Raw genomic sequence first — 14,182 nt, forward strand, 5'->3', positions numbered from 1 at the left:
AAGTGCGGTTATTTTTATGGAGAAAAAATGAAAATACTTCAACAAGATGATTTTGGTTATTGGTTGCTTACACAAGGTTCTAATCTGTATTTAGTGAATAATGAATTGCCTTTTGGTATCGCTAAAGATATTGATTTGGAAGGATTACAGGCAATGCAAATTGGAGAATGGAAAAATCATCCGTTGTGGCTTGTGGCTGAGCAAGAAAGTGATGAACGAGAATATGTGAGTTTGAGTAACTTGCTTTCACTGCCAGAGGATGAATTCCATATATTAAGCCGAGGTGTGGAAATTAATCATTTTCTGAAAACCACATAAATTCTGTGGAAAGTGCGGTCATAAAACACAACAAATTCAAGAAGAGCTTGCAGTGCAATGTATTCACTGTGGGTATCGAGCTTATCCTGTGATTTGCCCATCAATTATTGTTGCGGTTCGTCGTGGTCACGAAATTCTATTGGCAAATCATAAGCGACATTATAGTCCTAACGGAGGAATATACACGACGCTTGCAGGTTTTGTCGAAGTAGGGGAAACATTTGAACAAGCAGTGCAGAGAGAGGTTTTTGAAGAAACAGGGATTTCAATAAAAAATCTTCGTTATTTCGGTAGCCAGCCTTGGGCATTTCCAAACTCTCAAATGGTCGGCTTTCTTGCTGATTATGAAAGCGGAGAAATAACATTGCAGGAAAGTGAAATTCACGATGCACAATGGTTTTCTTATGATCAACCCTTGCCAGAATTACCGCCAACGGGTACTATCGCTCGCAAATTAATTCATGCGACGCTTGAACTTTGTAAAGCGGAACATAAATCCGATTAATAAATATTCCAACTCTTACGAATTAAGGAAATAAGATGCGAAATCCGATTCATAAACGCTTAGAAAACTTAGAAAGTTGGCAACATCTTACTTTTATGGCTGCTTTATGTGAACGTATGGCACCAAATTTTAAATTGTTCTGTCAAATGAACGAGCTTAGCGTTGAAAGCAAAACGTATCAAAATATTCTCAATTTGGTGTGGGAATATTTAACGGTTAAAGATGCGAAGATCAACTTTGAAAATCAGTTGGAGAAATTAGAAACGATTATTCCTGATGTGAATGATTATGATAGTTTTGGTGTTGTGCCAGCGTTAGATGCCTGTCAGGCTTTAGCTGAAATTTTACACGCCATTATTGCGGGCGAAACCTTAGAAAAAGCGGTGGAAATAAGCTTAATTTCGTTGGGAACAATAAGGGCATTATTGGAAACAGAAACAGGACGAGATTGGTCAGAAAGTAAGCTAAAAGAAAATGAAGATATTCAAACAGAACTTGATGTGCAATGGCAAGTTTATCGTTTGCTTAAAGAATGTGAAAAACGTGATATTGAATTAATTTTAGCTTTAAAAAATGAAATTCGGACTGAGGGTATATCTAACATTGGTATAGAATTTCATCAATAACGTGAGATTTGTCACAATTTTTATAAATCATGCTTTTAATTTATCTAAAGTTAGATTATCCTTTGCACAGTTTTTGCGACGAATTCGCAAAGATACTTTTAAAGAATCAAATTTTTTATTTAACAGAAGGTACAAATTTATGAACAAAACAAATTTAATTGATGCAATTGCAAACGCTGCAGAGTTAAACAAAAAACAAGCTAAAGCAGCGTTAGAAGCGACTTTAGATGCAATTACTGCAAGCCTAAAAGAAGGTGAGCCTGTACAATTAATCGGTTTCGGTACATTTAAAGTAAATGAACGTGCTGCTCGTACTGGTCGTAACCCACAAACTGGTGCTGAAATCCAAATCGCAGCATCTAAAGTGCCAGCATTTGTATCTGGTAAAGCATTAAAAGATGCAATCAAATAATTGATAACATCAATGAAATGAAGCCCTGTCGATTGCACAGGGTTTTTTATTGTGTAAACGCGTGGCAAATGTAAAAACAAACTTAGTAATAGAAATAAATAAGGAAAACTTATGTGTGGTATTGTCGGCGCAGTAGCGCAACGAGATGTAGCGGAAATCTTAATTAATGGTTTACATCGTTTAGAATATCGTGGTTATGATTCAGCTGGTGTTGCAGTAATCAATAAACAAAATGAATTACAACGTATTCGTTGTTTAGGCAAAGTTAAAGCTTTAGATGAAGCCGTATCAGAAAAACCATTAATTGGTGGAACGGGAATTGCACATACCCGTTGGGCAACTCACGGCGAACCATCAGAAACTAATGCGCATCCGCATTCATCAGGTACTTTTGCTGTAGTACATAACGGTATTATTGAAAATCACGAAGAACTTCGCGAATTATTAAAATCTCGTGGTTATGTCTTTTTATCACAAACCGATACTGAAGTGATCGCTCACCTCGTTGAATGGGAAATGCGTAGCACGGATTCCCTTTTAGAGGCTGTGCAGAAATCGGTAAAACAACTCACGGGCGCATATGGTATGGTGGTAATGGACAGCCGTCATCCTGAACATTTAGTGGCAGCTCGTTCTGGTAGTCCACTTGTGATTGGCTTAGGTATCGGTGAAAATTTCTTAGCTTCAGATCAACTTGCACTTTTAAGTGTTACCCGTCGTTTTATCTTTTTAGAAGAAGGAGATATTGCAGAAATTACACGTCGTACAGTTGATATTTATGATACTCACGGTAATAAGGCTAAACGTGAAATTCACGAGTCTAATCTTGAAAATGACGCGGCAGAGAAAGGCAAATTCCGTCATTTTATGCAGAAAGAAATTTACGAACAGCCAACCGCACTTATTAATACAATGGAAGGGCGTATTAATCACGAAAATGTGATTGTCGATTCAATCGGTAATGGTGCAAAAGGCATTTTAGAAAAAGTTGAGCATATTCAAATTGTTGCTTGTGGTACATCTTATAATGCAGGTATGGTGGCGCGTTATTGGTTTGAATCTTTAGCTGGAGTGAGCTGTGATGTTGAAATTGCATCAGAATTTCGTTATCGCAAATTTGTTACCCGTCCAAATAGCTTATTGATTACCCTTTCTCAATCTGGCGAAACAGCCGATACTTTAGCTGCACTTCGTTTAGCGAAAGAAAAGGGCTATATGGCGGCATTAACAATTTGTAATGTTGCTGGATCTTCGCTCGTACGCGAATCAGATCTTGCATTTATGACTCGTGCCGGTGTTGAAGTTGGGGTGGCATCAACAAAAGCATTTACGACACAGCTCGCTGCATTATTAATGCTGGTAACGGCACTTGGTAAAGTTAAAGGTCATATTTCTGCAGAAAAAGAGCGTGAGATTATCAAAGCAATGCAATCTTTACCTGCTGAAATTGAAAAAGCGTTAGCTTTTGATACAGAAATTGAAGCATTGGCTGAGGATTTTGCTGAAAAACATCATGCACTTTTCTTAGGTCGTGGTGCGTTTTATCCAATTGCCGTAGAGGCTTCTTTGAAATTGAAAGAGATTTCTTATATTCACGCTGAGGCCTATGCGGCGGGAGAATTGAAACACGGGCCATTAGCGTTAATTGATGCTGATATGCCAGTGATTGTTGTTGCACCAAATAATGAATTATTAGAAAAAGTAAAATCGAACATTGAGGAAGTGCGAGCTCGTGGTGGTCAATTATATGTATTTGCCGATAAAGAAGCAGGATTTACGCCAAGTGAAGGAATGAAAATCATCACGATGCCAAAAGTCAATGATATTGTTGCACCGATTTTTTATACCATTCCAATGCAATTACTTTCTTATTATGTGGCTTTAATTAAAGGTACTGATGTAGATCAACCTCGTAACTTAGCAAAATCAGTTACCGTTGAATAAAGTGCGGTTGATTTTAATGTAATAAAAAATACGGTGAAATTTCACCGTCTTTTTTTAGTTAAATAATCTTCTTTGTTTCCGTGTTTTAATCACTTGTGCGATTAACAATAATGTGAGAATAACCACATATAGTGAAAAAATAATCACTAGCCATTGCACCATCGTTAAACCAAATAATGACCATTGGCTTTCATTACAAGAGCCAGTCGGGTTAAATATAAATGGAAACCATTGATGAAATGGTAAAGTCTCGGGAAAATTTGGAATAAACTCACATTGTTTCCAAGGAGCTGGATTCATTTGCAAATCAAGATGACGAAATGAAATTAATAAGCCCTTAATACTGCTGAATAAACCTAAAGCCAAGGCGATTAATCGAAGTATGAAAACGCGAGGTTGAAGTAATGCAATAATGCCCGCTACAAATAAGCCAATCATTGCTAAACGTTCATAAACACAGAGCACACAAGGTTGTAAGCCCATTCCATATTGGAAGTAAAGTGCGGTGGATTCTAAGGCTAAACTTGAAAAAGCCAATAAAAACCACACAAAACGTTTTTCGGAAAATTGTTTGAATAGTGCGAGCATTTTCTCTCCTTAAATTGGCAAAATTAAACCTAAACTTGCTAACCAAATTGTGGCAGCTGGTAAAATAAATTCAATAGCCAGTAAACCAATGATTGAAAGTACAATCGTGTAAGGTAAAGCCATATAAACCATTCTGCCATAAGAAAGGCGAATTAATGGCGAAATTGATGAAGTCAATAAGAATAAGAAAGCAGCTTGTCCATTTGGTGTTGCAACTGATGGTAAGTTTGTACCTGTATTAATGGCAACAGAAAGCAATTCAAATTGATGCGGTGCAATTACTCCATTAGTCAGTGCAGCTTTAGCTTCATTAATATAAACCGTTGCAACAAATACATTATCAGAAATAGAAGAAAGCAAGCCATTAAACAAATAGAATAAAGTAAGTTGTGTATTTTCTTCCGCAGAAAGAACGAAGTGAATAATTGGTGAAAAAAGTTTTTGATCAATAATTACTGCAACAACAGAAAAGAATACAACGAGCAATGCAGTAAAGGGTAAAGATTCCTGAAAGGCTTTACCGATAGTATGTTCATCCGTCACACCAGTGAAAGACGTAGCAAAAATGATGATACTTAAACCAATTAAACCGACTGCGGCAAGATGGAATGCTAATCCAAGAATTAACCAAATTGCGATTAACGCTTGCATACCTAATTTAATTTTATCTTGTTTAGACATTTTTTCTGAATTAGTGCGATCTAAATCTGATAAGACTTTCCACACTTCGTCTGGTAATTTCTCGCCATAACCAAATAATTTGAATTTTTCGACCAAGAAACAAGTGAGTAATCCGCAGATAAATACAGGAATAGTCACGGGTGCCATACGGAAGAAAAATTCCATAAAGTTCCATTTTGCTTGTTCTGCAATAATTAAGTTTTGTGGTTCTCCAACAACGGTCATTACACCACCGAGTGCAGTTCCTACACCCGCATGCATCATTAAACTACGTAAGAATGCACGGAAATTTTCTAAGATTTCGTGCTGTTGTTCAATAATTTTTCTATCGTCTGAAATATCAACCGCATCAATTAAATTATTGCCTGATGCAACTTTGTGATACACACCATAAAATCCCATTGCGACACTAATGATAACAGCAACAACCGTTAAAGCATCGAGAAAAGCCGATAAAAAAGCAGCACTAAAACAAAAGGCAATAGAAAGTGCAATTTTAGAACGAATTTTGACAAGTAATTTAGTAAATACATAAAGCAGTAATTGTTTCATAAAGAAAATACCTGCCACCATAAATATCAGTAGCAAGATCACTTCAAAGTTTGCCATAATTTCTGCTTTGACGTGTTTGGCATTTGTCATTCCAATAATAATAGCTTCAATTGCTAATAGACCACCTGGTTGAAGAGGGTAGCATTTTAATGCCATTGCCAATGTGAAAATAAATTCTGCAACCAGTAACCAACCCGCAATAAAAGGACTAATAAAAAAGAAAACAATTGGATTTATAATAAGAAAAACCACAATGGCAAGTTTGTACCATTCTGGACTTGCCCCAAGAAAGTTTTTCATAAAAGCCTGAATGTTTGTCATAGTGAACTCCATTATTTTTATCACGTGAAGATTGTAATATATCCCCCTTTAAAGGATAATAAAAACCAAGTAATTTTTTTATAAAATTGCATTTTTTTTGATTTTTATCTGATTTTTAATTGTAATGCAAAACAATAACGACATTTTAAAAGCCCAAAGTCCAGCAGCTTTAGCAGAGGAATATATTGTAAAGAGTATTTGGCAAGATGTTTTTCCTGCGGGCAGTAATTTGCCATCAGAACGTGATTTAGCCGATAAGATTGGTGTAACTCGCACCACCCTACGTGAAGTTTTACAACGTTTGGCTCGTGATGGTTGGCTAACAATTCAGCACGGCAAACCCACCAAAGTAAATAATATTTGGGATGCTGCAGGGCCGAATATTATTGAAACCCTAATTGCTTTGGATATGCAGTCCGCGCCCTTAATTATTGATAATATGCTCTCTTTACGTAGTAAAATGTCGGAATCTTACATTTATGAAGCAGTAAAAAATTCCCCTCAAAAATCAACCGCACTTTTTGCTGAATTAGATCAATTACAAAACACAGCACAAGATTACACAGAATTTGATTACCAATTATTTCGTCAATTCACTGTTGTTGCCAACAAACCCTTTTATCGTTTAATTTTCAATAGTTTAAAAGGCGTTTATCAGCGAATAGGGTTGTTATTTTTTAAAGAAAAAAAACACCGTGAATTAACAAAGCAATTTTATTTAGAAATGCAACAAATTTGTCTTGAGGGAAATGCAGATGCAGTAGTGGATTGCATCCGTAAACATAATGTACGTTCTTCAACCTATTGGAAAGCCATTTTAGAACGATTGCCACAAAATTTATCAGATTAATACTGGAAGCGAATTTAAGAAAAAATATAAAACTTTTCTTATAATTACAAAATCATTTTCACCAATTTATCTGCTTTAATTCGTGCAAATTTTTTCAAAAGTTTTTGCACTGGTTCTGGGTATTGATTCAATTCTTCTAATTCAGTGTAATGTTTTAATACTTTTGTATGTTGGCGAATTTGGTTTTGCTCTTTTTCCACTTGGGCTAAAAGCTGTTGTTGTGGATCGTAAATTAATAAGCCATTTTCTGCATCCAAACGCCATGCTCGAGGGTTAAGATTATTACCCGTAAGTAAAATATAACGGTCATCTACCCACACGCCTTTTAAGTGGTAGGTATTATCGCCATCACGCCATAAACGCACCACAAGCTGACCATTTTCAATTTGAGTCTCAAATTTTTCACAGAAACGGCGAAGATTACTTTCATAAAGATAAGGTAATGCCCCCGCCATTTTGAATGGTTGTTCTGGTGGAATATAAAAATCGTTTGCGACTTTATCGCCAACAATAATTTCTACTCGTTTACCATTTTCCAATAATGTTGCTATTTTATGTTGCAATGTGCGTGGAAAATTAAAATATGGCGTACAAATCACTAATTTTTTTTGTACTTGTAAGAATAAATCTTCAATTACTTGATTTAATTCATTGCCTGATGCGCCTAAGCCAAACAATGGCGATACGCTTAAAACATTGGGTAATTTCACCGCACTTTTTAATGAATATTCACCATTTTGAGCAAGATCTTTACGATAAGCGCGAATATTGCCGCGGATCTCTTTGGTGCGAGGGCGGTTAGTCACATCAAGTGGATAAACTGCACTGAAATCTAACAAGTAATCATTGATGAAATTTACCATCGAGTCAGCTAATTCTGAATGAGTGATTTTTTGATAGCGGTCATAACGATATTTTTCAAATTGATGAAGATAGACATTATTAATACTTGCACCGCTATAAAGCACCGTATCATCAAATACAAAGCCTTTGACATGCAATACACCAAAAACTTCTCGTGTGTTAATTGGTACGCCAAAGAACATATTCGGATCATTAGGTAACTGATAAGTTTGGCGTTGCTCGCAATACCAGTCTGCATTAGTGGCAGATTTTTCCGCTCCCAATAAATTGCGTTGTGCGCGATGCCAATCTATGAGAATTTTTACATCCAAGTGAGGATTTTCTTGCTTCACGCGATAAATTTCATCGAGAATTTCCTGTCCCGCTTCATCTTTTTGCCAATAAAGTGCGGTGACATAAATACGTTTTTTTGCGTTTCTGATTAATTCAATAATTTGAGTTTTAAATTCAGCCGAGCTACCCAAAAATTCAATTTGCTCAGCTTGCAAAGCAAGGAATGGCAAATTATTTAAATTTTGTTCAGCTCGTTTGGTTTTATTGATTAACATAATCCATCTCGTGATTAAAGACTAGTGCGTTAGTTTACAATATTTCACGCGCTTATTAATAGAAAAAAGGCTTTTTTTCGTTATAATGCTCACAAATTTTAGCATTTTTTGGCTAAAAAACAGCCATTTTTACTCAGGGAAACCCTATGAACGACAAACGCAAACCGTCTTTTCAATCCGCAGGCAAAACCTTTCAAGAACGCTCAGTGGGGGAAAAGTACAGAGAAAAACCAAGCCAAAATCGACCGCACTTTAATGATAAATTTAATGGAAATAGAAACGAAAAATCTCGTTTTTCTCGTGATAAACAAGAAGTGAAAGAAACTAAAATTACGCAACTTTCTTTATCTCGTGCGCCATCAAATAAAAATGCAGAACAACCTAAGGTTCAAGTGACAATAAAAAGTACGGGTACGGTTTATAAAACGAAAGAAAAGAAAACGGGTGCACTTTCTCCTCGTGCGCCTGAAAAAATTAAGAAAAACCGTGCGGAAGAAATGAAGGTTTACGGTGAAAATGCCTGTTTAGCTTTATTTGCAGAACGCCCTGAAAGTATTGTTCGATTGTGGGCAACCGTGCAAATGTCACACAAAATTGGCGATGTATTGAGTTATTTAGCCGAAAACAAGAAGGCTTATCACGTTGTAGATAGTGAAGAATTAGCTCGAGTGAGCGGAACAGAACATCACGGTGGCATTTGCTTATTAGTGAAGAAACCGCGTGTTTTCATGTTGCAAGGGTATTTGGATATTCCTCATAAAGAAGATTGTTTAGTGCTATTGGACAACGTGAATAATGCACAAAATATCGGAGGTGTATTGCGTACTTGTGCTTATTTTGGCGTGAAAAATATTGTCGCCGATAATGTGGAAAATCTGTATTCGGGAGCCTCTATGCGTGTAGCAGAAGGTGGCGCAGAATATATTCGTGTGTTAGAAACGGATGATATTGATTCGGCTTTGATGCACTTGCGCAAATCAGGCTATCAAATTATTCACGTATCGCACAATAAACAAGGCGACCCATTGGATAAAGTGCGGTTAAAAAATAAAGTGGTTTTTGTGCTAAGTGAAAGTTCTACGGAAAGTTTAGCGACGCCAGAAGACACGCAAGTGCGTTTAACGCTCGCAAGTCCAATTAAATCAGGCTTAAACATTGCAGTGAATGCGGGTGTGTTGTTAGCGAAGTGGTATTTTAGATAGTGTATGATTAAAGGGGAAAATGATTTCCCCTTTAAAATTTCAAATAAAAGTCTTTAGTCAATTCAATAAACGCTTCAGTGTATTGATTATCCGCATCATAAATTACCAATTGATCTTGCATTAAAACTTCGGGTTGTTTGGCAAAGGTAAGCAACATTCTCTGGGGCGTTTTTCCTATTTTAGTGATGACATTCGTCTGTTTTATGCAAAAAAGTGCGGTGGATTTTATGAGCGTTTTGCCTGCCTCATAAGGCAAAACAAAACTTATTCTCCCATTTTCCGACAAGCGTATTGCAGCCCATTCTAACCAATTTAAGTGGCTTTGCTTGGTATAACGAGCCAATTCTCGTTCTTCATTTTTACAAGCGATACCTTGTTCAAAATAAGGTGGATTTGCCACAATTAAATCAAAGGTTTGTTCAGTGGTTTGTAAAAAATGTTGTATATCCGCTTGAGTAAGTTGAATGCGATTTTTCCACACTGAATTATTGATGTTTTCTTGTGCTTGTTTTGCTGCAATGGGATCCAACTCAACCGCTTGAATTTGACAGTTTTCTTCAGTTCGTTGTGCCAACATTAACGCCAATAATCCTGTGCCACAGCCCATATCTAAAATATTTTTACAATGCTTTACATCTGCCCAAGCACCTAACAAAATGCCATCAGTGCCGACTTTCATGGCACAAGAATTTTGATTGATATGGAATTGTTTAAAGGTAAATCCGTTCATAAATTTTTCGTAAATTGACCGCACTTTCAGGTATAATCCTCGCCAATTTTAACAAAGAACCGCACAATAATGAATTTATCCCAATTTGAACAATTCGATCTTTCTCCAGAGCTTTTAAAGGCACTTGAGAAAAAAGGTTATTCCCGCCCAACAGCTATTCAAATGGAAGCCATTCCTGCCGCAATGGAAGAGCGTGATGTATTAGGCTCTGCTCCAACGGGAACAGGGAAAACGGCTGCTTTTTTATTACCTGCGCTACAACATTTATTGGATTATCCACGCCGTAAACCAGGCCCACCGCGTATTTTGGTATTAACACCAACCCGAGAACTGGCAATGCAAGTGGCTGAACAAGCGGAAGAATTAGCGCAGTTCACCCATTTAAATATTGCGACAATTACAGGTGGCGTGGCGTATCAAAATCACGGTGATGTATTCAATACCAATCAAGATTTGGTGGTGGCTACGCCAGGCCGTTTATTGCAGTACATTAAGGAAGAAAATTTTGATTGCCGTTCCGTTGAAATGCTGATTTTTGACGAAGCCGATAGAATGTTACAAATGGGATTTGGGCAAGATGCGGAAAAAATTGCAGCTGAAACCCGTTGGCGAAAACAAACTTTGTTGTTTTCTGCAACCTTAGAAGGAGAGTTATTGGTCGATTTTGCGGAGCGTTTGTTGAATGATCCTGTGAAAGTAGATGCGGAACCAAGTCGCCGTGAAAGAAAAAAAATCAATCAATGGTATTATCACGCAGACAGCAATGAACACAAAATCAAATTGCTCGCGCGTTTTATTGAAACTGAAGAAGTAACCCGTGGAATTGTGTTTGTTCGCCGTCGTGAAGATGCGCGTGAACTTTCCGAAACATTGCGTAAACGAGGCATTCGTTCCGCATATTTAGAAGGCGAAATGGCACAAACTCAACGTAACAATGCCATTGATAAATTGAAATCAGGTATTGTGACGGTATTGGTTGCAACGGATGTGGCTGCGCGTGGTATTGATATTGATGATGTAAGCCATGTAATGAATTTTGATTTGCCCTATAGTGCGGATACTTATTTACATCGAATTGGACGTACCGCGCGAGCTGGCAAAAAAGGCACGGCAGTCTCTTTTGTCGAAGCCCATGACTACAAGTTGCTAGGTAAAATCAAACGCTATACTGAGGAAATTTTAAAGGCGCGCATTTTAGCAAGTTTAGAGCCTCGCACTAAGCCACCAAAAGATGGCGAAGTGAAATCTGTCAGCAAAAAACAAAAGGCTCGTATTAAAGAAAAACGTGAAGATAAGAAAAAAACAGAGGCAAAGAAAAAAGTAAAATTGCGTCATAAGGATACAAAAAATATCGGCAAACGACGCAAGCCAAGTAACAGTCATATTTATGCTTGTATAGTATAGCTTTGCTTTGTTCTAGTTCAATTTAATAATCTTAAATAATTAAGGATTTCTTATGAAAAAAAATTTATAGGCTTCGTTTGCACACTCGTTGCTAGTATAGATATGTGAATAAAATCAATAATATTTGGTGTATTTATAACACAGATGAAAATCCCCTCTTAAGAGGGGATTTTCATCTATTTTATTAATTTTGTTAGCGGATAAAATAACTTTCTGTGTGTTCCTCCAAATTCTTTAAATTCAATAAACCCTAATCGTTCATAAAACGAGCTGGCATCATCATTTTTTGCTTCAACGACTAAAATTGTGGCAGCTACCGTAGCATTCTTAATCTTATGAATGGCGTCTGCAATTAGAAACTTTCCATACCCTTGCTTCTGGAAATTCGTATCAATTGCTAATCGCCCTATTAAAACAGCAGGAATATTAGGATATGGTACACCTTTACTTATTCGTTCTTGTGGTATATCTGTAATTGGTATTGATAATGCCGATAAAGTGTAATAGCCAACAATCCTAGATTGTTGTTCATTTATAAGCACAAAACACTTTGCAAGCCCTTTCTTTACATCTTGAGAAACGTACTTATGAAAATACTTTTCTAAAGGTTCAACTGAACAAGAAAATGAACTTCTCTCAATCTTTAAATCTTCTAAGGGTAATACACTTAAATATGCTAAATTTTCATTTATCATTATTTTTCCCTGTAATAGATAGATATGCTTCATACATATTAAGCGCATTTTTCATTGATTGATTAGGCTCAAATGGTTTACTTAGACTTTCAATCAGCAATGCCTGATCATTCACTGCTAAACGTAAAACTTGATGTTCTGAAATGGTCTTTTTAGCTTCCTCGTAAGCTACACTTACCACAAAGTCGGTTAATGTTCGCCCTGTAATTGCAGCAGCTTGTTTTAGCAATTCGTATATATCTATGTTTACTTTAGCCTCCAATCTTGCTTTTGTTACTTGTGTTTTCATTCATCTACTCCTTATGTTATTAATAACATCTTATATTTTACGGCTAACAGACGTACATTATCAAGAAAAATACAATAAATATTTATCGTTTTGGAGCGTGGGAGCTAGTAGAAATCCCCCTCCTTTAGAGCGGGGAGCATGTTAATTAGAATGCGGGTTTCTTGTATTGGTATTAACTAAATTACGCATTAATAAAGCGTAATTTAAGTTAATATCTTGTGGCACATTTAAGAATACAAAATGCCCATCGCCTAGTGCGGCATCAACCGTTTCATTTTTACGATTTAGCATTTTTTCAATTTTGAAATTAATATTGCCTTGTGGTGTCATCATTTCTACATTGTCGCCAAGTAAGAATTTGTTTTTTACTGCTACTTCTGCCATACCTTGTTCATTACGTTTGCCGGTAAATTCACCGACAAATTGCTGACGATCAGAAATAGAATAGCCATATTCGTAGTTTTGGTATTCATCATGCGTATGACGGCGTAAGAAACCCTCGGTATAACCACGATGCGCAAGGGATTCCAACGTATCCATTAAGCTTTCATCAAATGGTTTGCCCGCGGCTGCATCATCAATTGCTTTGCGGTAAACTTGAGCCGTTCTTGCACAATAATAAAATGATTTAGTACGGCCTTCGATTTTTAAAGAATGCACACCAAGTGCGGTCAATTTTTCTACATGTTGTACGGCACGCAGATCTTTTGAATTCATAAAGTAGGTGCCGTGTTCATCTTCAAACGCTGTCATTTGTTCGTCAGGCTTTTGTGATTCGGTATAAAGGAAGACTTTATCCGTTACCGCACCCTCGCCTAAGGTTGGTGCTACATTTTTCACTTCGATTTGTTGAGCAGGATCGATTTTCGGCACGATGTTGCCTACTTCATCCGTCGTGCCTTCTTCCATTTTGTATTCCCAACGGCAAGCATTGGTGCAAGTGCCTTGATTTGGATCGCGTTTGTTGATATAGCCAGAAAGTAAGCAACGGCCAGAATACGCCATGCACAACGCACCATGTACGAAAATTTCGAGTTCAATATCTGGCACTTGTTGGCGAATTTCAGCAATTTCATCTATTGAAAGTTCGCGCGATAAAATCACACGAGTTAATCCCATTTGTTTCCAGAATTTTACCGTTGCCCAGTTTACCGCATTGGCTTGCACAGAAAGATGAATATCAATATTAGGGAAATTTTCACGCACCAACATAATTAAGCCTGGGTCAGACATAATTAAAGCATCTGGTTTCATATCGATGACAGGTTGTAAATCTTTAATAAAAGTTTTGAGTTTGGAATTATGGGGTGCAATGTTTACCACTACATAGAATTTTTTGCCAAGGGAATGGGCTTCATCGATCCCGATTTTCAAATTGGCGTGATTAAATTCATTATTGCGTACACGTAAGCTATAACGAGGTTGTCCTGCATAAACCGCATCTGCACCATAAGCAAACGCATAGCGCATATTTTTAAGAGAGCCTGCAGGGGAAAGTAATTCTGGTTTGAATTGGGTTGTCATAATATTCTCTTTTGTCTGATTTCAGGTCAGGGATTTACTCAAGGTAAATCGTTAGGTGGGGTATTGTAGAGAAAATATTTGGCTTGTAAAGAAAAGTGCGGTTAAATTCTTAGTAGAATTTTATGTAAA

The 14,182-nt window shown here is 36.9% G+C and carries 13 protein-coding genes and 1 pseudogene; 7 read left to right on the plus strand and 7 right to left on the minus strand.

Annotation, left to right across the window (positions count from 1 at the left end):
- Nucleotides 1-27 precede the first annotated feature (27 nt).
- The 4 genes and pseudogenes from nudC to glmS all read left to right on the plus strand — a co-directional run bounded on the left by nudC (nt 28) and on the right by glmS (nt 3,805).
- Nucleotides 28-823, plus strand: a pseudogene (gene nudC / locus DQN49_RS03485) (NAD(+) diphosphatase).
- Nucleotides 824-858: 35 nt separating this feature from the next.
- Nucleotides 859-1,449 carry a YjaG family protein gene (locus DQN49_RS03490; RefSeq protein ID WP_006995127.1) on the plus strand — a complete coding sequence of 197 codons (591 nt, stop codon included), beginning with the start codon at nt 859-861 and terminating at the stop codon, nt 1,447-1,449.
- A 139-nt stretch (nt 1,450-1,588) separates the two neighbouring features.
- Nucleotides 1,589-1,861, plus strand: coding sequence for an HU family DNA-binding protein (locus DQN49_RS03495; protein ID WP_006995126.1), 273 nt, complete (start codon nt 1,589-1,591; stop codon nt 1,859-1,861).
- 111 nt (nt 1,862-1,972) lie between these two features.
- Nucleotides 1,973-3,805 (plus strand): glutamine--fructose-6-phosphate transaminase (isomerizing), encoded by a 1,833-nt coding sequence (glmS, locus tag DQN49_RS03500; protein ID WP_006995125.1) that lies wholly within the window; start codon nt 1,973-1,975, stop codon nt 3,803-3,805.
- A 54-nt stretch (nt 3,806-3,859) separates the two neighbouring features.
- Here the strand turns inward: glmS and dsbB are convergent, their stop codons facing one another.
- Complete coding sequence (gene dsbB, locus DQN49_RS03505; RefSeq protein WP_006995124.1) at nt 3,860-4,393, minus strand: disulfide bond formation protein DsbB; 534 nt, start codon at nt 4,391-4,393, stop codon at nt 3,860-3,862.
- A gap of 9 nt (nt 4,394-4,402) precedes the next feature.
- Entirely contained in the window at nt 4,403-5,947 is a 1,545-nt protein-coding gene (nhaB, locus tag DQN49_RS03510) for a Na(+)/H(+) antiporter NhaB (RefSeq protein WP_013527440.1), read from the minus strand.
- A 124-nt stretch (nt 5,948-6,071) separates the two neighbouring features.
- Here nhaB and fadR point away from each other — a divergent pair, with 124 nt between their 5' ends.
- Nucleotides 6,072-6,797, plus strand: a complete 726-nt coding sequence (fadR, locus tag DQN49_RS03515) for a fatty acid metabolism transcriptional regulator FadR (RefSeq protein ID WP_013527441.1) — start codon at nt 6,072-6,074, stop codon at nt 6,795-6,797.
- Nucleotides 6,798-6,841: 44 nt separating this feature from the next.
- Here the strand turns inward: fadR and pssA are convergent, their stop codons facing one another.
- The gene (gene pssA / locus DQN49_RS03520; RefSeq protein ID WP_006995120.1) at nt 6,842-8,209 is read right to left on the minus strand and encodes a CDP-diacylglycerol--serine O-phosphatidyltransferase; all 1,368 of its coding nucleotides are present in this window, start codon (nt 8,207-8,209) and stop codon (nt 6,842-6,844) included.
- Between the two features lie 146 nt (nt 8,210-8,355).
- On the opposite strand from pssA, the gene DQN49_RS03525 reads away from it, so the two are divergent.
- Nucleotides 8,356-9,411 (plus strand): tRNA/rRNA methyltransferase, encoded by a 1,056-nt coding sequence (locus DQN49_RS03525; RefSeq protein WP_006995119.1) that lies wholly within the window; start codon nt 8,356-8,358, stop codon nt 9,409-9,411.
- A 31-nt stretch (nt 9,412-9,442) separates the two neighbouring features.
- On the opposite strand, the gene DQN49_RS03530 is transcribed toward DQN49_RS03525, so the two are convergent.
- Complete coding sequence (locus tag DQN49_RS03530; protein WP_006995118.1) at nt 9,443-10,141, minus strand: tRNA1(Val) (adenine(37)-N6)-methyltransferase; 699 nt, start codon at nt 10,139-10,141, stop codon at nt 9,443-9,445.
- Nucleotides 10,142-10,210: 69 nt separating this feature from the next.
- Here DQN49_RS03530 and srmB point away from each other — a divergent pair, with 69 nt between their 5' ends.
- Nucleotides 10,211-11,545 carry an ATP-dependent RNA helicase SrmB gene (gene srmB / locus DQN49_RS03535; protein ID WP_006995117.1) on the plus strand — a complete coding sequence of 445 codons (1,335 nt, stop codon included), beginning with the start codon at nt 10,211-10,213 and terminating at the stop codon, nt 11,543-11,545.
- Nucleotides 11,546-11,721: 176 nt separating this feature from the next.
- Here the strand turns inward: srmB and DQN49_RS03540 are convergent, their stop codons facing one another.
- The 3 genes from DQN49_RS03540 to trhP all read right to left on the minus strand — a co-directional run bounded on the left by DQN49_RS03540 (nt 11,722) and on the right by trhP (nt 14,053).
- Complete coding sequence (locus DQN49_RS03540; RefSeq protein WP_005691414.1) at nt 11,722-12,240, minus strand: GNAT family N-acetyltransferase; 519 nt, start codon at nt 12,238-12,240, stop codon at nt 11,722-11,724.
- Complete coding sequence (locus DQN49_RS03545) at nt 12,230-12,529, minus strand: type II toxin-antitoxin system TacA family antitoxin (protein ID WP_006995116.1); 300 nt, start codon at nt 12,527-12,529, stop codon at nt 12,230-12,232. Before DQN49_RS03545 ends, DQN49_RS03540 begins: the two co-directional genes overlap by 11 nt.
- A gap of 141 nt (nt 12,530-12,670) precedes the next feature.
- The gene (gene trhP / locus DQN49_RS03550; RefSeq protein WP_005652150.1) at nt 12,671-14,053 is read right to left on the minus strand and encodes a prephenate-dependent tRNA uridine(34) hydroxylase TrhP; all 1,383 of its coding nucleotides are present in this window, start codon (nt 14,051-14,053) and stop codon (nt 12,671-12,673) included.
- Between the last annotated feature and the right edge of the window lie 129 nt (nt 14,054-14,182).

The sequence above is a fragment of the Haemophilus aegyptius genome, from assembly GCF_900475885.1.
Taxonomy (GTDB): domain Bacteria; phylum Pseudomonadota; class Gammaproteobacteria; order Enterobacterales; family Pasteurellaceae; genus Haemophilus; species Haemophilus influenzae.